This is a genomic window from Acinetobacter sp. WCHA39 (genome assembly GCF_002165385.1).
GTDB lineage: Bacteria > Pseudomonadota > Gammaproteobacteria > Pseudomonadales > Moraxellaceae > Acinetobacter.
In genome coordinates this window covers 1-18,474 of sequence record NZ_NHRP01000015.1, presented here as the reverse complement: position 1 = coordinate 18,474, position 18,474 = coordinate 1, and the positions used below count along the sequence as shown (strand labels likewise).

Sequence of the window (18,474 nt, the reverse complement as noted above, 5' to 3'; positions counted from 1 at the left end):
CTTGTTAGGGATTATCTACGACTTATGAAAAATAAAGCAACTCAGTCCAAGTCTTGGGCTACGGTTCAAATTGCACGACATCCTGAACGTCCGCAATTTCTAGATTATGTCAGTGAAATCTTTACTGAATTTGATGCTCTTCATGGTGACCGTTTATATGGTGACGATGGTGCTATGATTGGCGGTTTAGCTCGTTTCGATGGACAGCCAGTGATGGTGGTTGGTCAACATCGTGGTCGCAGTACGCGTGAAAAATTACAACATAACTTCGGTATGTGTAATCCAGAAGGTTATCGTAAATCACAGCGTTTACTTGATATGGCTGAACGTTTTAATCTTCCAGTATTTACTTTTGTTGATACCATGGGAGCTTATCCTGGTGTTGGTGCTGAAGAGCGTGGTCAAGCAGAAGCAATTGCAACAAGTCTAGCGCAGCTTTCTAGTTTAAAAGTACCTGTGATTGCGACTGTACTTGGTGAAGGCGGTTCTGGCGGGGCACTTGGTATTGGTGTCGCTGACCGCGTGATTATGCTATCGCATAGTATTTACTCAGTCATTTCACCTGAAGGCTGTGCTTCGATTTTATGGAAAACAGCGGACAAAGCTGCACAAGCCAGTGAAGCGCTCGCATTAACTGCCGACAAGCTGAAAGCTTTAGGTATTGTTGAGTATGTGGTGGATGAGGGTGAGGGTGCTCACTTACAACCTGAAAAAGTCATGCATGATTTGAAAGATGTGTTAAAACAAGCCTTAAATGAATTGCAACCGATGGATGCACAAGAACGATGCGATGCACGTTATCAACGTTTAATGAAGTTTGGCAGCAGCAATTTAGGCATCGCGTCTTAGCACAAACTCAGCATTTTTCTGAACAAACTCAATTCTTAATTGGGTGCAGCGGCGGCATGGATTCCATGCTGTTGCTGTATCTGATGTCTGAACTTTTCCCCACCCGAACCCGCGCGATATATATTGATCATCAACTTCAATCGATGAGTGAAGAATGGGGCAATTTAGTACAAAAGCACGCTGATGCGCTAAAGATTCCTTGTGCTTTGCAAAAAGTCTCAGTCGGGTCAGGTAATCTAGAGCAACAAGCACGAGATGCGCGCTATCAAGCTTATTGTAGACATTTAACTGAGAATGACATTTTAGTACTTGGCCATCATCAGCAAGATCAAGCGGAAACGCTGTTATTACGATTATTTTCTGGTGCAGGTGTCAATGGTTTGGCCGCGATGCAGCAAATTGATGTTCGGCAAGATATGACCATTTGGCGACCATTTTTAGATCTGAGTCGTGAGCAAATTGAGCAATGGTCACAGCAACTGGGTTTTGATTATGTGACTGATCTCACCAATCACGATACGCACTATGATCGGGCATGGTGTCGAGAAGAGTTATGGCCTGTATTAGAAAATCGCTTCCCTAAAATGCAGTCAGCTGTGTCAAGAACGAGTTATCTGATGCAAGATGCTGCAGAAATTTTAGATGATGTGCTGCAAAGTGATTGGAAATTATGTGCAACTGAGAATGAGCTGGATTTAACTTGTCTGTTGGAGCTATCTGATGCACGAAAACGTCAATTGCTGTCTGCTTGGATAAAAGGTAAGGATCAATATCGCCCAAGCTACGATATGGTACAACGCTTACAACAAGAGGTTATTCTGGCAAAACCAGATGCTCAGGCAATTTTACATATCAATCAACACTATTTTGTTCGCTATCAGAAAAAATTATATCGTTTAACTCACAACCAATTATATGCAGAAAAACAATCTACCATTCTACCTGTATTGTTAGAGCGATATGAGATGGGTGAAACGATCAAAGTTGCGGCTGGAGTATTTAAAATCGAATCTCAAGCGATTGGATTTTCATCCCAGCTTTTAGGGCGAGAGTTAAAGCTGCTGAAACGCCTAGGAGGGGAAAAAATTCATCTCTATGGTCGAGTTGGACATTGGCCACTGAAAAAAGCCATTCAAGATGCACAGATTTTGCCTTGGTTACGTCATACAATTCAAATATTGGTCGTAGATAATGTTATGCTTGGGGTTTTTAGCCCAAAGGGTTTTTGGTTGGCGCAATCTGATTATTTAGAGCAGGGCGGTTGGCAACCAAGTTTAATTTCTGACTGCAATGACTTTTTTCAGCAGTCTTTTTCATATGATGAGTAGGACATGGCGACAACATTGAATCAAAATATTTGTTTTATTGGTGGTGGTAACATGGCGCAAGCCTTGATTGGTGGGCTACTTTCTCGTGGTTTACCGACGACCCGCATTACCGTTTCTGATCCAGTTGAACAAATTCGTCACATCTTAGAAGAAAAAAATATTCAAACCACAACAGACAATGCGGACGCAATTAAAAATGCGGACGTTGTGGTATTAGCGGTCAAACCACAAGTTTTGGCAACGGTATTACAACCATTAAAAGGTTTATTGTCAGATAAACTCGTGATCTCAATTATTGCGGGTGCTGAAATTCAAACGATTTCAGATTTAATTGGCGGTAGTCAGCGTATTGTTCGTGTCATGCCGAACACGCCAGCATTGGTACAAACGGGTGCACATGGTATTTATGCATCTGAAGCAGTAAATGCTCAAGATCGTGAATTAACCAGTCAAATTTTGGCTGCGACAGGTTTAACCATTTGGGTAGACAATGAAGCGCAAATTGATGCAGTAACAGCAGTTTCTGGTTCTGGTCCAGCCTATTTCTTTTACTTGATGGAAAGTATGATTCGTGCAGGTAAAAACTTGGGCTTAGATGAGAAAGTCGCGACGGCATTGACCCTGCAAACAGCATTGGGTGCGGCACAAATGGCGATTACTAGCTCAAATTCTCCAACAGAATTACGTAAAAATGTGACTTCTCCAAATGGTACAACGCAAGCAGCTTTAGAAGTGTTTGATCGTGCGCAGATTTCACAAAATATTCAAGCAGCGCTTGCAGCAGCTCAGAAGCGTAGCCAAGAGCTTGCACAAGAGTTGAGTGACAAGACTAAATCGGTTTAAGTAGGATAAGACAATTATGGGTGCAAGTTCTGCGCTAATTTTTGGTGTTTTGATCAATGTTGCAATTTTATTGATCTTTTTCCGTTTTTTAATGCAATTAGCGGCAGTCAGTCCATACAATCCTGTGGTTCTTTCAACCGTGAAAGCGACCAAGATTGTGGATGTTTTTAGCCGTATTTTTCCTACTCTAGGCAAAGGGCGTGTCAATTTAGCCGCAGTTGCTTTGTTGGTGGTATTGTACTTACTGAAAATTTTTGGGTTGATGTATTTGTCAGGACAAATGCCACATAGTGCGGTGTATCTTGTGATCACGACATTTGTGACAATGATCCAAGATTTAATTCGTTTCTGTCGTTATTTGATTTTTGCAACCATCATTTTGAGTTGGGTGGTAATGTTTACGCAGTCACGATCACCTTATATTGAAGTGATTCAAGAGCTTGCAGAACCTTTACTTGCACCATTTCGTCGTCTGTTACCGAATATGGGGATGATTGACCTATCTCCAATTTTGGCTTTCTTAGCTTTATATATTGCTGAAATCTTAATGAATGAAGCGGCTAAAGTTCTTTTAACAGGACTTTAATCTGCTTCAAAATAAAAAAGGGACTGTAGTTGATACGGTCCCTTTTTTATTTACATTATTTTAGTGAGCAGCATCCCAGTTAAGACCTTGTCCAACTTCAACCACAAATGGCACTGAAATTTCTAATACAGACTGCATCACCTCAGCAATTTGTTTTGAAAGTTCATCTGCAATAGCGACATCTGCTTCAAATACCAATTCATCGTGAACTTGTAATAACAGCTTAGCCTGATCTTTTGGTAGGACTTTATCAACTGCAATCATGGCAAGTTTAATGATATCAGCAGCACTTCCTTGCAATGGTGCATTGATTGCTGCACGTTCGGCTGCCTGCTTAATCATTTTATTGGTTGCCATAATGTCTGGTGTATACAGACGACGACCTAAAATGGTTTCAACAAAGCCTTGTTCACGTGCAATCTGACGGGTACGTTCCATATAGTCGAGTACGCCCGGATAGCGTTGGAAATAACGTGCAATATAGCTACGAGATTCTTCGCGTGTAAAGCCCAGTTGACGAGTAAGCCCAAACTCAGACATGCCATAGAGTAGACCAAAGTTAACGGCTTTAGCTTGTCGACGTTGATCATGAGTGACATCTTCAATCGCAATTCCCAAGACTTCTGATGCTGTACGACGGTGTACATCTTGACCTTGTTGGAAAGCATGCACTAACGCATCATCTTGCGAAAAATGTGCCATTAAGCGTAGCTCAATTTGCGAATAATCGGCTGCGAGTAATACACGACCTTCAGGTGCAATAAAGGCTTTACGAATCTGACGACCAATTGGTGTACGAATTGGAATATTTTGCAAATTTGGATCAGTGGAAGATAAACGCCCAGTTGCTGTGAGTGCTTGGTGATAACTGGTATGTACACGATGCGTTGCATCATGTGATTGCTCGATCAAGCGATCAGTATAGGTATTTTTGAGTTTTGCTAATCCACGATGTTCTAAAATAACTTCAGCTAAGGGGTGTTCGATTTTCTCTAAAATACTTTCACTGGTGCTGTATTGACCCGTGGCAGTTTTCTTACCACCTTTCAGTCCAAGCTTATCAAATAGGACTTCACCCACTTGTTTAGGTGATGCGATATTAAAGGCTTCACCTGCTAATTCAGTTGCTTGGTTTTCTAAAGTTTGAATCGTTTCAGAGAACTCAACACTGAGTTGATCCAAAAATTGATGATCCAGTTTAATTCCATCTTCTTCCATACCTGTAAGCACACGTGCTACAGGCATTTCAATGTTATGTAGAATATGAACAAGTTCAGGATGGCTTTGAAGTTTTGCTTTTAATACTTCATAAAGACGATAAGTGACATGTGCATCTTCAGCGGCATAATGTGCCGCTATTTCTAATTCAATCTGATTAAAGGTTTTTTGCTTTACGCCTTTACCTGCGATTTGTTCAAAAGTGGTGGTCAAATGGCTGAGATAAACACGAGCTACATCATCCATCCCATGACGGGTTGCCGCTGCATTGAGTACATACGAGGCAAGCATAGTATCGAAATACCAGCCTTGAATCGTGATACCGTGATTAGCAAAAATATGCGCATCATATTTTAAGTGATGACCAATTTTTTTGATTTGCTCATTTTCTAAAATTGGCTTGATTTGAGCTAATAATGTTTCACGGTTGAGTTGAACAGGTGCACCTTCATAGTCATGTGCAACAGGTATATAGTAAGCATCATGAGCATCGAATGCGATTGAGAAGCCGACTAACTCAGCAACACGATAATCTAGATGAGTAGTTTCAGTATCAATTGCAAAATGATCAGCATGCTGCATACGTTGAAATAAAGCATCCCAAGCATCTTGGGTTAATACCGTGTGATAGGTTGCAGTTCCGAGTTGATCATCTTGACTAGAAAGGTTGGCATGATCCTCAGTGATCACTTGCTCAACTTTCTGTTCGGCTTTGACAATACTTTGAGATGTTTGTTGGTAAGCCGAATTATTTGGATTGTTGGGATGGTCTAAAGATTGTAATTGGTTACGGAATTCTAGTTCTGTATAGAGGTCACGTAATTGATCTACATTTGGATTGCTTAGTTTTAAATCATGCCAATCTAAAGCTAAATCTAGATCACAGACAATACTGGCCAGTTGATGGTCAATCTTAATATTCTCTAAATTGTCTTTAATATTTTGGCTGATTTTGCCTTTCAGTTGATCAACATTGGCAATAATATTATTTAATGAACCATATTCAGTCAGTAGTTTTGCGGCAGTTTTTGCGCCGACACCTGGCACTCCCATAATACCGTCAGAAGCATCTCCCATCAGGGTGAGATAATCAATAATTTGATGTGGATGTACCCCAAATTTTTCTAGTACCCCAGCTTCATCTAACACACGTTCTTTAAAACTATCTTCGAGTTTAACGTGTTCATTAACCAATTGTGCCATGTCTTTGTCACCTGTTGAGATCAAGACATGGTGACCTTCAGCCAATGCACGTTTAGTGAGTGTGCCAATAATATCATCGGCTTCCGCACCTGGCAGGCTGTACAGTGGAATACCCTGTGCCTTGATTAAGGCATGCAAATACGGAATCTGTTGTGACAGTTCCTCTGGCATGCTTGGGCGATCACCTTTATAAATAGGTGATAATTTATGGCGAAAAGTTGGTTCTGGTGTATCAAAAATCACAGCCATATGAGTAGGCTGAGTACGACGCATTAACTTTTGAATTGCTGAAATTGCGCCACGGATTGCGTTGGTGTGTAAACCTGTAGAGGTTGTTAATGGCGGTAAAGCGTGAAAAGCACGAAATAAAAAATAAGACCCGTCAACCAAGACAAAAGGTGGCATTATGCAAATCCTTATTATGAACTAAATGCCATTTTACGTGAAAAAGTAGTGGCTGTCCTTGTTGTCTTGTAGAGCAGTGGCAAACTGTGTCGCATTAAATAATTGCAGTATTTTGTATGTAAAAATGGCTGCTTATCAACTGATCAAGTAAGATAACTTAAATGAAGCTGTCATAATTGATCTAAGTCTATGTATAAAAAAAATAAACAGGGAATTATTATCGTTTTAGTTGCTTTGACGGTGCTGCTTGCTTGCGCAATTGCATTTCAATGGCATAGAGCGATTGTTGCTGCAACAATTGGATTAACTGTTGTTATTGTGCACGTTATTTCAGAAATTCATCAGCGCTTACGCCAGCTAGAGCAGGCCGCGCCAAGTTTTTTTGCACAATCAGCGAATATAAATGGGCAAAAAATTATTATTTATGCTGCTGCACTCGTGGCACTTTTTGCTTACGCCAATACGTGGATGTGGTTAGCTGGCGGTGCATTATTGGTATTCATGCTATGTTTAATCCAAACCATCAGTGCATTTCAAACGCGACTGACTCATTTGGAACAATATGCAAATGTAGAGACTGACATAGAGGCTTTAGCTCAGCAAAAGATCAACGCCCAAAATATTGAACGGTATCTTGATGAAGCCAAGAAGACAGAAACTCAGACACCAGTTTTTGAACAACATCCTGCGTGGATGAAAGCTGATGATCAGACGATACCAAATCAAAATAGTCAGTCACCTGTTGATTTTGAGCATCAAGCAAAAACTCAAACAGTATCATGGTGGCAACCTGCACTTGATTGGATGATGCATGGCAATCCGATTTTACGCGTTGCAGTTGCAATATTAATGGTTGGCGTGGTGTTACTGTTACGCTTTGCTAGCGAGCATTGGCAATTAAGCTTGGGGGTAAAACTGAGTTTTATTGCTATTGCTGGTGTTATCACGACTATTGCAGGTTATTTACTACAAAAGAAAAACCAATTATTTGCTGTAGCTTTACAAGGCGTGGGTTTAGCAGTCGTTTTTTTGACCTTGATTTTCTCGCATCACTTCGCCGTGATTGCTAGCTTAAGCACAGCGAGTATTTTATTTGTAATTCTATTATTAGAGACGGTCTATCTCAGTTTAAAACAGCAAGCCTTGTATTTAGCGATGTTAGCTTTGAGCATGGCATATCTTGCACCACTGGTGATTCCACAAAATCATCCTGATGTGATTTTCTTATTTGGCTATTATTTTTTAATTAATTTAGCTGTTGCTGCGGTTAATTTTATTCAGCCGTGGAAAATTTTGCATCAAATCGCATTTTTTGCCACGATGTTTATCGGTGGCGCAACGATTGGAATCTATGCAAAAACATATCAGTTTGACACCTTAGATATGATCTTATGGCTGCATATTGCTTTATTTATTTGGTTAAGCATTCGCTATAGCCAACTAATGTTACGGACACAAACTCAAGATACAAGCATCGATCAGACAATTCCTCAAAGTCGTCAACGTCTACAGCCTATCTTAGATGTTGGGCTTATTTTTAGTGTTCCTGTACTTGGTTTTTCCTTGCATGCATATTTAATGCATAACTCGACTCAAGCATTAACTTGGGGAGCTGTTGCATTAGCCATTGTGTATATCGCATTACATCTATGGATTAAACGTCGGCATCCAAAATTGTCTATCTTGGCAAAAAGTTTCTTTATTCTTGCAGTGGTTTTTACGGCATTAATTTTTCCATTGGCTAAAGGGGCACATTGGACTTCAACGGGTTGGGTGATTCAAGGTACAGCATTAATTGTCTGGGGAGTAACTGAACGTTATCGTTTAAGTCGTTATGTGGGTGTTGTATTGGTGCTGTTAAGTTCAGTAGCACTCATTTTCCAAGTTTGGTCATATGACCACTTTCCGATACTCAGTACAGTCATCTATGCAATCGCTCAGTTTATTTCAGCTTACTATTTATTAAATTATCAACAAGTTGAAAAATACTTTAGTGCTCGAATGCTCAGTGGAATTTTTTTAGGATTGGGGATGTATGCAGGAGCGATTGCAGGCGTTGAATTGATGCAGTGGCAACAACATGGACTGAGCCCATATTTAGCAATAGCAGTTTTATTATTGGCTTCGTTCAGTCTAGTCATTCGCTTTACATCAAGATTACAGTGGGACAATGTACAGCTGATCTTATTGGGGAGTTTATTATTTCTGCTTTATGGTGAAAGTTTTGCAGAAAATGTTTATGTTCTGTTGCATTGGTCGAGTAAGTTAAATCAAGTCAGCTTTGCGGTTGCTTCGGTTGTATTGGCTCTAATGTTAATCACTTTGAAGAGTAATACTTCAAAGGAAAGTCTTATTATAGGGTCAAGCTTATTGTGGTTAAGTTTGGCAAGCATTGGTTTGTCGATTTTCCCAATGATGCCAATCCTTGCACTTGCCATCGCTCCTATCATCTACGGTATTTGGTTATTTCAAACGAATAGGACACAGTTACTGCATCAGCTTCCCGTCTGGTGCCTGACCCTATTGTGGCTAGTGTTGGTCAGTCTGGATGCCTATTCTGCTGAGCAATATTATTTTTTACCGTTGCTGAACTTCACGGATATTCTATCCTTGCTGATGTTTATGGGGATGATCTGGATTATTTATCATCACGATTTTAGCGTTGAGCAATCCGTAGAATGGGGCTTTAAAGTTACCACCATTTTAATTGGTTTATTGGTGTTGAGCAGCGTGGTGGTGCGTGCCATGCATCATTATCTGGGTACGCCATTGTGGGGATTGGACATTTGGTCAAATGGTGATGTGCAACTCAGCCTGACTTTATTATGGGTGATTCTGGCATTTATCCTGATGACTTTTTCCAGTCGCCGTCATATTCGCCAAATCTGGTTTGTGGGTGCTGGGTTGTTGGGTATTGTGGTGGCTAAATTATTACTGCTGGACTTATCGCAAAGTGGTACATTGACACGCGTGATCTCATTTATTGGGTCGGGTGCGGTCATGCTGGTGATTGCCTATCTTGCACCGCTACCACCTGCGCTTGAGGAAAATCAGAAAGAGGGTTAATCAACTCTCTTTCTGCTCTTTTTTAAGTTCTTTCTGATGGGTATATTGATCAAGCTCATCATCATCAAGTGGGATAGGTCGGTCAATCAAGCCCATTTTAGGTACAGGAATCTCAATTTGATTTTCTAAGAAACCATTGCGTACACGTTCTTGCATTTCATCGCGAACTTTCAATGCATTTTCCTGTCTACACCATACCGCAAAGAGAAGTTCAATCGATGACTCCCTAAATGCTGTTACGGTAACGGTTGCTTTCGGATCATCCATGACCAAAGGGTATTTAGCAGCAACATCTAAAAGTACTTGTCGTACTTTGATAATGTCTTCATGGAAATTGATCGCCAATGTAATTGGAATACGCCGTATTGGGTATTTTGACAAATTCATGACGGGTGTTCGAATCAATTGTTCGTTTGGTAGGCGAATATACACATTATCTAGTGTCAGCAATTTAACTGAGAGGAGGTCAATTGAAATGACTTGTCCTTCAATCGTTTGTCCGCGAATTAAGGTAATCTGAATCGTATCACCAACTTCAAATGAACCTTCGCCGATCAAAAATAAACCACTGATCAAGTTGGTTGCCGATGTTTGTGATGCAAAACCCAAAGCAACGGTCAGAATTCCTGCTGCACCCAAGAACACGCTGAGTTTAAATCCAGCCTCTCTCAAGCTGGTCATAATAAATAACAGGAAAATAAAATAAAAAATCCCTCTACGCCATAGCAAGCGTTGATGGGCATTAAAACGATTTCCAATTGTACGAATAAAGGCATTCGATACCAGTCTTGCGATTACAAAACCAATAAACGCTAAAATAATCGCAACAACGATTTCGCTTAAACGTTCGAAGTTAATATTGGTGAAAATACTGGCGAGACTGCTAGCAACATCCTTTGGAATATTCGAATCAGGCATAGCAACCTCTTAAAAGAATGAATCAAACATATTGAATAATGTACTTCCAGGCGCACGAGGAGGATGTACATAAATCACTTCACCCGCTTGAGTTGGGGTTCTATTCTCAATCCGAATACGTGCTGGATGATCCATACCTTCATAATAGACTTTGATTTGTGAAGTCCATAAACGACCTGTACTTTCACTATAGAAAAGGGGAAGAGCAGGAACAGGAACATTCATACGATCAAAACGTAATTGATGTTGGCTAGTATTGTGAAATTCAATAGGAGTGACTGCGCGAAAAGCACGCGGTTTTAACAGATTTAAATCAGTACGACCATCTACAGAAGTGGCATAGCAAATTTCACCATTTTGAGGATCTTTACCGAACCATGTGTCTTTCGGTTGGATCACAGGAATATCAAATAGAGCTTCAGTGAGTCCATCCACTAAACCTGCAATCCATAGTGGGGTACTAATATATAAAGTTCCACGTTGTCCCGCAGGAATATAAATCGGATCAACGGGTTTAATCACTACAGAGCGATCTGCTAAACGCGGCATTAAATGGAATGTACTCTGTGTGTTATGAAACATGTAGCGTTCGATTTTTGCAGGTTGTGGCATTGCAAAAATCGTGTCATTTAGAACTTGCCATTGCTGTTCGTAATCATGTTGAGATTGAGGACGATGATATTCCAAACGCCATTCCTTAATGCCACGTGTTAGACGAAATAATAATGAACCAAATTGCCAAGCTTTGGCTTGTTGAATTTCAAATTGTTGTTCACCCCACCATTTCAATTCGTTGGCATGTGGGGCTTGATATTGATTATTTTGAGACAAGATGCAAAATTCCTGTGTGAGTATGCTAAACAGACTTCACGCTGTAACCTGCTTAGAGTACACTCAAGCATCTTTTTTATCATTATTTGTATAATGCAAATACTTAAACAAATACAAATTCCTTATAGTTTTGCCAAAAGACATGGCGTTTTATTACGTTATGAAGGTGATCAAATTTTTATTGTGCGACGGAAGGACACCGCGCGTATTGCTTTGCAGGAAGCACGTCGAATTTTGGGGAAATCGGCTCACGATCAATTATGTACTGATCAAGAGTTCCATGCCTTACTCAGTTCTAGCTATGCAGGGGATACAGGTGAGTCACAACAAGTGGCTGCGGGTCTAGAAGATCATCCAGATTTATTAAGTTTGGCAGACCAAGTGCCTGAAGCTGAAGACTTGATGGATCAAGAGGATGATGCACCAATTGTTCGCTTAATTAATGCGCTATTGTCTGAAGCGATTCGTGTCAGCGCATCTGATATTCATATTGAAGCCTTTGAGAAAAAACTTTCGGTACGTTTACGTGTCGATGGTCAACTGCGTGAAATTGTACAGCCACGCCGTGAACTTGCGCCATTATTGGTATCACGTATTAAAGTCATGGCGAAACTGGATATTGCAGAAAAGCGTATTCCTCAGGATGGTCGTATTTCACTGCGCTTGGCAGGTCGTGAGGTCGATGTGCGTGTATCGACTTTACCTTCTTCGCATGGTGAACGAGTGGTCATGCGTTTACTAGACAAGCAAGCTGGGCGTTTAAATATGACTCATCTTGGTTTAATGAAAAATGACTATGAACGTTTAACGCAATTGGTACATCGCCCACATGGCATTATTTTAGTTACAGGCCCAACAGGTTCGGGTAAAACGACAACCTTATATGCTGCATTGTCTGATCTTAATGATAATACACGTAATATTTTGACTGCCGAAGATCCGATTGAATATCAATTGGAAGGGATCGGTCAAACGCAGGTCAATACTAAAGTTGATATGACCTTTGCACGTGCATTAAAAGCGATGCTACGCCAAGATCCAGATGTGGTAATGGTCGGTGAGATTCGTGATCTTGAAACTGCTGAAATTGCGGTACAAGCATCTTTAACAGGGCACTTGGTGTTATCTACGCTGCATACCAATACAGCAATTGGTGCGGTAACACGTTTAAAAGATATGGGCATTGAACCATTCTTGTTGGCAAGTTCTTTGATAGGTGTTATTGCACAACGTCTTGTTCGAACCTTGTGTCCACATTGTGTGACTTGGCGAAAAGCAGATGATTTTGAGCGACAATTGTTCCAACATCTCAAAGTTGATGAATATATGCAGTTACCTGAACCGCATGGTTGTGAAAAATGTTCACATGTTGGCTTTAGCGGACGAACTGCAATTTATGAAATTGTGCCAGTAGATGATTCGATGCGCCGTTTGATTCATGGTAATGCAGCTGAGTTTGAATTAGAAAATCATGCGCGTCGCCATGCTGCTTCGATTCGTGATGATGGTTTATTGAAAGTGTTAGCTGGAAAAACCACATTAGAAGAAGTATTGCGTGTGACGAATGAAGCAGCGGAAGTGTAAATACGATATAAGTAAAAAAACAGCATGGATCACCATGCTGTTTTTCTTTGTAAAATCTGAAATCATTATTCAGTGGTTATGATATTAAAATTCACATCAATATTGCCACGAGTTGCATTTGAATATGGACAAACAATGTGTGCAGCAGCAACCAATTGTTCAGCTTCAGCTTGTTCCATACCCATCAGATAGACATTTAAAGTGACTTCGATACCAAAGCCATTTGGAATTGGACCAATTCCCACTTCACCTTCAACATAAGCATCTTTCGTAATTTTGAATTTATCTCGATTTGCAACAAATTTCATTGCACCTAAGAAACATGCTGAATAACCCGCCGCAAAAAGCTGTTCAGGATTGGTCACCTCACCACCAGCACCGCCCATTTCTTTTGGCACACCTAACTGAACATCTAAGACACCGTCTGATGAAGTTGCACGACCATCACGACCACCTGTAGCTTTTGCTTTTGCACGATAAACGACTTGTTCTAAAGACATGATTTTTATTCCTGAATAAATATTGTGTACAATTAAATCGTACACGATATATCTAGGAATGCAAGTTATCGATTTGTAAACTTAGCTTCTATTGCGTGAGATGGTGACGTAATGTCGCAAGCTGATCTTTAAGCTCTGTAAGTGATGTGGTTGAACAGGCCGCTGCTTCTGAAATTTTGGATGGAATATCAACTGCTTGTAATTTTAAAGTATGACCTTGTGGCGTAAGGGAAATAATAACCTGTCTTTCATCTTCGACTGAGCGTCTACGTGAAATTAGTTGTGAGGCTTCAAGCTTTTTTAATAATGGAGTGAGTGTGGAAGATTCTAAGAATAATCTTTCTCCGATCTCAGACACACTGAGTTGATCCCTTTCCCAAAGCACTAACATTACCAGATATTGAGGGTAAGTTAATCCGAGAGGAGAGAGCAATTGACGGTAGACTTGATTTAAGGCAAGGTTGGTTGAGTAAATCAGAAAACAAAGCTGATTATCTAATAGTAATTGCTTATGTTCATCACCCATGTGCTTCTCAAACAGTATATTCATGTGATCAGTATATCGTGATCTGCTTATGATTAGTTATGTAGATTTCATATCAATCATTACCAAAGCTCAGTGATTTTTTTCATCAAACGCACCCTATAACGTGCTGTTGGATTATTAGGGTTATTAAGCGCTTCTTGTTCATAATATTGTTGCCAAGCAACAATCATGTCTAAAGTTGCACCTTTTTGTTTGATAATAAGCACGTCTTCTCGCTGGATATTATCTAATCTTTGTCTCGCACCTTCAGAACCCGTTCCCCAACCAATCACCCATTGCCCAAAAGAATTTAATGATAAATTTTGCGGTGTAGATAAGACACTTTGTGGACTGGCATTGGTTTCAACGATTGCTGCATGAAGTTGTGCAATTGCCCCTATAAAAAATAAAAAAATGAAAATTACTTTAAACATAAATCAAACTTAATACGAATGAATTGAGGATATTACATCAAGTATAGAATACGACCATTTGATCTTGTTCTACCATGATAAATAAAGCCTATTAAATCATGATCCTACAAAACATACATTTATGAAAATTGACTATAACAGTCAAAGTGATGTCATATGAGGATAAATTGAACAAAAGTATGCTCAGATAAAACGATTATTTTTAATAATTGATAAGTTTGCGATGCTGCATCAATGGCATTGCTAGTCGAATATCGTTTTGTTCTGCTCGGTCAAATGAAGATGTAATTAAACCATGTCCTTCAACCGTAATCATTTCTAATAGTTGCCCTCGGCTATTTGTAATTCCTGCATGCCCCCAAGTTTGACGCTGTTCACCATGCCAGCCTTGCTGAGCTGCACCAAGCACATAACATTGGCTATCCATGGCACGTGCCTGTAGCAGCAGTTGCCAGTGCAGTTTGCCTGTGGTGTAGGTAAATGCGGCAGGAGCGGTTAGGATATTTGCTCCTTTGGTGCGTAACATCAACGAGAGTTCTGGAAAACGCAGGTCATAACACACCATCAGTCCGATATTGCCAAAAGGTGTTTTGGCAACTACAACTTCATCACCAGGTTCAAAGAATCTTGATTCCTGATAACCACCGACAGCATCACTGACCTGAACGTCAAATAAATGGATTTTGTCATAACGCGCTTCAGTTCTTTCAGGGCTAATGCATAAACTGACAGTACGCACACGACCATCATCAATGATTGAACCATCAGGACGAAACGGGCAAGGGAGGGTACCTGCGATAATCCAGATTTGATAACGATGAGCCAATTGTTCCAATCGTTTTTGGATGCTCTCGAATTGTGCTGCTGTCTCGCGTTGTTTCCCTGCTGCAAAACAAACAAAATTTTCTGGGAAAACAATAAGCTCAGCAGCTTGAGCCTTACTTTGTTGGATCAATGACTCAATGACGATGAAATTTGCTTCAATGTCATTTTGAGAGTTCATTTGTGCAACAGAAAGTAAGGTCATACAAGCATCACAATTTAGTTTTCAGCAATTATGCATTTTGTTTTTGTGAATCAAGAGATAAACACTCTTGTTCTTTTTGCAATTGCTTTACAAGTGGCTCAAACATATTTTGGTTGTTTTCATTTAAACGCATTAGTGTTTTATGCGCATCTAACACAGTGTTGAGCATTGCACTATGTGTAACGTGCTCTTCAGTTAATTCTAAAGTGCATACGTTTGGATCACCGCAATAATTTAAAATCACAAATACCTGACCTAGCCCCATACTGTTGGCTAAAGTTGTAATATCTGGATTTGTCGAGAGCATAACAGCTTGAATATGATGAACTTGTTTAAGCTTAAGACCTAGTTTTGCAAGTACACCCAAGACTGTGCTGTCAATAAATGTAGTTTCAGTTAAATCAACAATTGCACCGACAACATTCTGTTGCTGTTCAATTTTGTTGAGTAACTTGTCTAAACTTATACAAGAGTGAGCGCGCACTTCGCCAATAAGCTTGAAAATATGCGTTCCGTTCAAACTTGCATATTCAACATGACCTGTTGACATATAAATGCCATTTTCAGAGAAAGGATATAAAATTATCCCATAGTGATATTCTAGACACAAGTGGTTGGATGCTGTGATCTAATTAAAATATTGATTTTAGAGTTAATTCATTCGACATATGCTTAATATTGCAATATCGTCAGCAACATGATCTGGTGCTTTGAAAGCGTCATGCTGAAGATGTTCGACCAATTGATTAAATTGATCATTCAAACCGCCATCAAATGGTTCAAGTGCACCATCAGAACATAATATAAAACGAGCATTACGGCTCAGCGTACAACAATGTTCTTCAACTTCTAGTTCTTCAGTAAGACCTAATGGAAAGCTACTTGTTGTAAGGATTTGTGGTGGTTGGTTGGGCTCAAAAATAATTGGAGGAGGGTAGTGACCAGCGCTAGACCAACATACTTCATGAGTTGCTAAGTTTAATATTCCCGCCACCATAGTAATATGCTTTTCAATATTTTCTTGTACTAACATTGCATTTAGTTTTTGAATCAATTGACTAGGTGTTTTTGATCGGCCATGAAATGCCGCCATCCAAGATGTGAGTAAACTACTTGTTACCCCATGGCCTGAAACATCTGCTAAATAAAACAAGACTTCATCATCATTTAATCTCCAGTAATCATACCAATCTCCTGACAGGTAAGCTGAAGGCTGAAAAAATGATTCAAATTGATAGTTTGGTAATTCGATCGGGTTTGGTAATAATCTTTTTTGTAGTTCTGCGGCCGAAGGTAAATCTCTACTATCTTGATTACGTTTATATTGAGCATCGATTTTAAACAATGAGTGAACAGGATTTTTGGGTAATTCACTCCAAATCCATCCTGCCAACGCACCCATTTCCCATGCTTGAGCTAATGCAGTTCCTTCATGTTCAAAAGCAAGAACAATTGTAGGTAATTTCCATTGGTATTTTAAAAAATCTTGTACATCGGCAATAGCAATTATTGTTTGATCATACAAATCTAAATCATCGATATGAATGATTTGTAAACTCGGTAACTCATTTAGTGCTTGTTCTAAATAAGATATTGAGCGTGTGGGTTGAATAAAATACATAGATAAGCAGCCGACCTTTTGTATTTGTATGATCATTTTTTAATTCATCATAGATGAAATATGATGAAAAACATAGTATTGCTAAAACTTTAAATTAATACATAAGTCTATCATTTAAAGTTCCTAAGAAATTACTTGTCATCACCTGATTGATCGTTATTATCATCTTCGTCACTTACAAATGAAACATCTGCCGAATCTCCATGCTTTTCAGCGATTTGGAAGGCTTTACGTTGTAAGTAAAAATCACGGATCATTGAATATTTATCGCCTTTTAAGCTTTCTTCAATATCCAAAATTTGTGAGCGAGCATCAATTGCTTGTAATAAATTAGTAGACCAATAAATACCTTCTTGATCATCTAAGAAATATTTTTGTGGGCGACCAAAACTATCTGTTGCTAAACCAAAGCCGTCACGGAATGTGCTTGGACCAAAAAATGGCAGCATCACGTAAGGACCTGATGGTACACCGTAGTAACCTAAAGTGACGCCAAAACTTTCCTCTTCAGTGGTTAAGCCTAAACGACGGGCAGGATCAGCAAAACCTAGTGTTGTAAGCGTATTAATCGTGAAACGACCTAATGTCTTGGCAGCGCGAGTTGGTCGTCCTTGGATTAATTGGTTGACTGCATTCCAAGGTTCACCTAGATTTTTCCTAAATTGGCGATAAGGAGTACGGACTTCTTCTGGAACTTTTGCTACATACTGTATTGCAACAGGTTTTAATAAATTACGATCCAAAGCATCATTTAAAGCAAAGATCTGTCTATTTAATGGTTGTAAAGGATCTTTTACAGCATCAGGTTGGGCAGCGTTTGCATTGACCTTTAAATCATTTCTAGTGATATGTTTTAAATCTTTTATGGCCTGAATCGTCGATGTCGATTGTTGATTATTGGTATTTGCCACAGAGCTTGTTTGAATAGATGGCTCGTTTTGAACTTCTTGTGCTAATACAGGTGAATATGCCCCAGCAGTTAACAGCCCAAGCAAGATGTAATTTGAGTAATGCATATAAGTCCTTCGTCGCCATTAGAGCGAAATACAGTCATTAGAATGATTGCGCTGCATGACGCAAAACATAGATATAAGGTATACAGTTTAGTTGTTCTCTTCTTATTAAAACAAATTCGGTCGAAAAATATAAGAAAAATTGTGATTTTGGTTTAAAAACGTCCACTTAAATAAAAAGATTAGGAAAGGGGGTTGTGTTGGGAGAGGAATGGTGTAGAATGCACATCCATCGGCGGTGATGCAGATAAAAACTTGTTGATAAACAAGGGTTTGGCTAGATTGGTTAGGTTCTTGGGTTGATTGGTAAGTTTTAAAAATATCGAAATTACCTGTTGACTTTAATTTAGATTGGAGTAACATAGCCGACCTAGCTTGATGATGACGAATCATCGAGAAGATCATTAAGAGAATAGAAGAACAACTTGTGTGGATTTTTACTGGTTGATCGATCGAAATAATTTTCATTGATTGAATGGTAGAAATTTCTCGAAGTTTATTTGAGCGAATTTTTAGTCAGAA

15 protein-coding genes and 2 pseudogenes are annotated in these 18,474 nt (G+C 39.5%); 7 read left to right on the top strand and 10 right to left on the bottom strand.

The window, feature by feature from the left end; genetic code table 11:
* The first annotated feature begins 24 nt into the window (after positions 1–24).
* From CDG56_RS09135 to CDG56_RS09120, 4 genes are read left to right on the top strand one after another with little or no spacing between them, the layout of a single operon-like run.
* Positions 25–849, top strand: coding sequence for an acetyl-CoA carboxylase carboxyltransferase subunit alpha (locus CDG56_RS09135; protein WP_005164406.1), 825 nt, complete (start codon positions 25–27; stop codon positions 847–849).
* Positions 786–2,177 carry a tRNA lysidine(34) synthetase TilS gene (gene tilS / locus CDG56_RS09130; RefSeq protein ID WP_087547678.1) on the top strand — a complete coding sequence of 464 codons (1,392 nt, stop codon included), beginning with the start codon at positions 786–788 and terminating at the stop codon, positions 2,175–2,177. The genes CDG56_RS09135 and tilS overlap by 64 nt, the downstream gene beginning before the upstream one ends.
* A 3-nt stretch (positions 2,178–2,180) precedes the next feature.
* Positions 2,181–3,020: a pyrroline-5-carboxylate reductase gene (gene proC, locus CDG56_RS09125; RefSeq protein ID WP_087547677.1), complete on the top strand. Its 840-nt coding sequence runs from the start codon at positions 2,181–2,183 to the stop codon at positions 3,018–3,020.
* Between the two features lie 16 nt (positions 3,021–3,036).
* Complete coding sequence (locus CDG56_RS09120; protein WP_005164419.1) at positions 3,037–3,606, top strand: YggT family protein; 570 nt, start codon at positions 3,037–3,039, stop codon at positions 3,604–3,606.
* A gap of 60 nt (positions 3,607–3,666) precedes the next feature.
* Here CDG56_RS09120 and polA read toward each other — a convergent pair whose 3' ends face one another.
* Positions 3,667–6,432: a DNA polymerase I gene (gene polA / locus CDG56_RS09115; RefSeq protein WP_087547676.1), complete on the bottom strand. Its 2,766-nt coding sequence runs from the start codon at positions 6,430–6,432 to the stop codon at positions 3,667–3,669.
* A gap of 189 nt (positions 6,433–6,621) precedes the next feature.
* Between polA and CDG56_RS17580 the strand changes: the two are divergent.
* Together CDG56_RS17580 and CDG56_RS09110 are read left to right on the top strand one after the other, a co-directional pair.
* Positions 6,622–7,000 (top strand): annotated as a pseudogene (locus tag CDG56_RS17580) (DUF2339 domain-containing protein); the annotation flags it as partial.
* 209 nt (positions 7,001–7,209) lie between these two features.
* Positions 7,210–9,498, top strand: a pseudogene (locus tag CDG56_RS09110) (DUF2339 domain-containing protein); the annotation flags it as partial.
* On the opposite strand, the gene CDG56_RS09105 reads toward CDG56_RS09110, so the two are convergent.
* Together CDG56_RS09105 and CDG56_RS09100 are read right to left on the bottom strand one after the other, a co-directional pair.
* Positions 9,499–10,416, bottom strand: coding sequence for a mechanosensitive ion channel family protein (locus CDG56_RS09105; protein ID WP_087547674.1), 918 nt, complete (start codon positions 10,414–10,416; stop codon positions 9,499–9,501).
* Between the two features lie 9 nt (positions 10,417–10,425).
* Positions 10,426–11,247, bottom strand: a complete 822-nt coding sequence (locus CDG56_RS09100) for a hypothetical protein (RefSeq protein WP_087547673.1) — start codon at positions 11,245–11,247, stop codon at positions 10,426–10,428.
* A gap of 93 nt (positions 11,248–11,340) precedes the next feature.
* On the opposite strand from CDG56_RS09100, the gene gspE reads away from it, so the two are divergent.
* A complete protein-coding gene (gene gspE, locus CDG56_RS09095) occupies positions 11,341–12,831 on the top strand; it encodes a type II secretion system ATPase GspE (RefSeq protein ID WP_087547672.1) in 1,491 nt (496 codons plus the stop codon).
* A gap of 65 nt (positions 12,832–12,896) precedes the next feature.
* Here gspE and CDG56_RS09090 read toward each other — a convergent pair whose 3' ends face one another.
* From CDG56_RS09090 to CDG56_RS09060, 7 genes are all read right to left on the bottom strand, one after another.
* A complete protein-coding gene (locus CDG56_RS09090) occupies positions 12,897–13,331 on the bottom strand; it encodes an organic hydroperoxide resistance protein (protein ID WP_087547671.1) in 435 nt (144 codons plus the stop codon).
* 88 nt (positions 13,332–13,419) lie between these two features.
* A complete protein-coding gene (locus tag CDG56_RS09085; protein ID WP_087547670.1) occupies positions 13,420–13,857 on the bottom strand; it encodes a MarR family winged helix-turn-helix transcriptional regulator in 438 nt (145 codons plus the stop codon).
* A gap of 80 nt (positions 13,858–13,937) precedes the next feature.
* The gene (locus CDG56_RS09080; RefSeq protein WP_087547669.1) at positions 13,938–14,291 is read right to left on the bottom strand and encodes a DUF4951 domain-containing protein; all 354 of its coding nucleotides are present in this window, start codon (positions 14,289–14,291) and stop codon (positions 13,938–13,940) included.
* Between the two features lie 202 nt (positions 14,292–14,493).
* Positions 14,494–15,318 (bottom strand): carbon-nitrogen hydrolase family protein, encoded by an 825-nt coding sequence (locus CDG56_RS09075; RefSeq protein ID WP_087545639.1) that lies wholly within the window; start codon positions 15,316–15,318, stop codon positions 14,494–14,496.
* Positions 15,319–15,346: 28 nt separating this feature from the next.
* Positions 15,347–15,868 (bottom strand): anti-anti-sigma factor GigB, encoded by a 522-nt coding sequence (gene gigB / locus CDG56_RS09070; protein WP_004664261.1) that lies wholly within the window; start codon positions 15,866–15,868, stop codon positions 15,347–15,349.
* Positions 15,869–15,970: 102 nt separating this feature from the next.
* On the bottom strand, positions 15,971–16,939 hold the full coding sequence (gene gigA / locus CDG56_RS09065) for an RsbU family protein phosphatase GigA (RefSeq protein WP_034602948.1): 969 nt from the start codon (positions 16,937–16,939) through the stop codon (positions 15,971–15,973).
* A 131-nt stretch (positions 16,940–17,070) separates the two neighbouring features.
* On the bottom strand, positions 17,071–17,955 hold the full coding sequence (locus CDG56_RS09060) for a VacJ family lipoprotein (RefSeq protein ID WP_087547668.1): 885 nt from the start codon (positions 17,953–17,955) through the stop codon (positions 17,071–17,073).
* Between the last annotated feature and the right edge of the window lie 519 nt (positions 17,956–18,474).

Coding starts and splice junctions, on each gene's coding strand:
- CDG56_RS09120 (WP_005164419.1), top strand. CDS start 3,037: ATGGGTGCAAGTTCTGCGCTAATTTTTGGTGTTTTGATCAATGTTGCA.
- proC (WP_087547677.1), top strand. CDS start 2,181: ATGGCGACAACATTGAATCAAAATATTTGTTTTATTGGTGGTGGTAAC.
- CDG56_RS09105 (WP_087547674.1), bottom strand. CDS start 10,416: ATGCCTGATTCGAATATTCCAAAGGATGTTGCTAGCAGTCTCGCCAGT.
- CDG56_RS09090 (WP_087547671.1), bottom strand. CDS start 13,331: ATGTCTTTAGAACAAGTCGTTTATCGTGCAAAAGCAAAAGCTACAGGT.
- CDG56_RS09080 (WP_087547669.1), bottom strand. CDS start 14,291: ATGTTTAAAGTAATTTTCATTTTTTTATTTTTTATAGGGGCAATTGCA.
- gspE (WP_087547672.1), top strand. CDS start 11,341: ATGCAAATACTTAAACAAATACAAATTCCTTATAGTTTTGCCAAAAGA.
- CDG56_RS09060 (WP_087547668.1), bottom strand. CDS start 17,955: ATGCATTACTCAAATTACATCTTGCTTGGGCTGTTAACTGCTGGGGCA.
- CDG56_RS09085 (WP_087547670.1), bottom strand. CDS start 13,857: ATGGGTGATGAACATAAGCAATTACTATTAGATAATCAGCTTTGTTTT.
- tilS (WP_087547678.1), top strand. CDS start 786: ATGCGATGCACGTTATCAACGTTTAATGAAGTTTGGCAGCAGCAATTT.
- CDG56_RS09075 (WP_087545639.1), bottom strand. CDS start 15,318: ATGACCTTACTTTCTGTTGCACAAATGAACTCTCAAAATGACATTGAA.
- gigB (WP_004664261.1), bottom strand. CDS start 15,868: ATGTCAACAGGTCATGTTGAATATGCAAGTTTGAACGGAACGCATATT.
- CDG56_RS09135 (WP_005164406.1), top strand. CDS start 25: ATGAAAAATAAAGCAACTCAGTCCAAGTCTTGGGCTACGGTTCAAATT.
- gigA (WP_034602948.1), bottom strand. CDS start 16,939: ATGTATTTTATTCAACCCACACGCTCAATATCTTATTTAGAACAAGCA.
- polA (WP_087547676.1), bottom strand. CDS start 6,432: ATGCCACCTTTTGTCTTGGTTGACGGGTCTTATTTTTTATTTCGTGCT.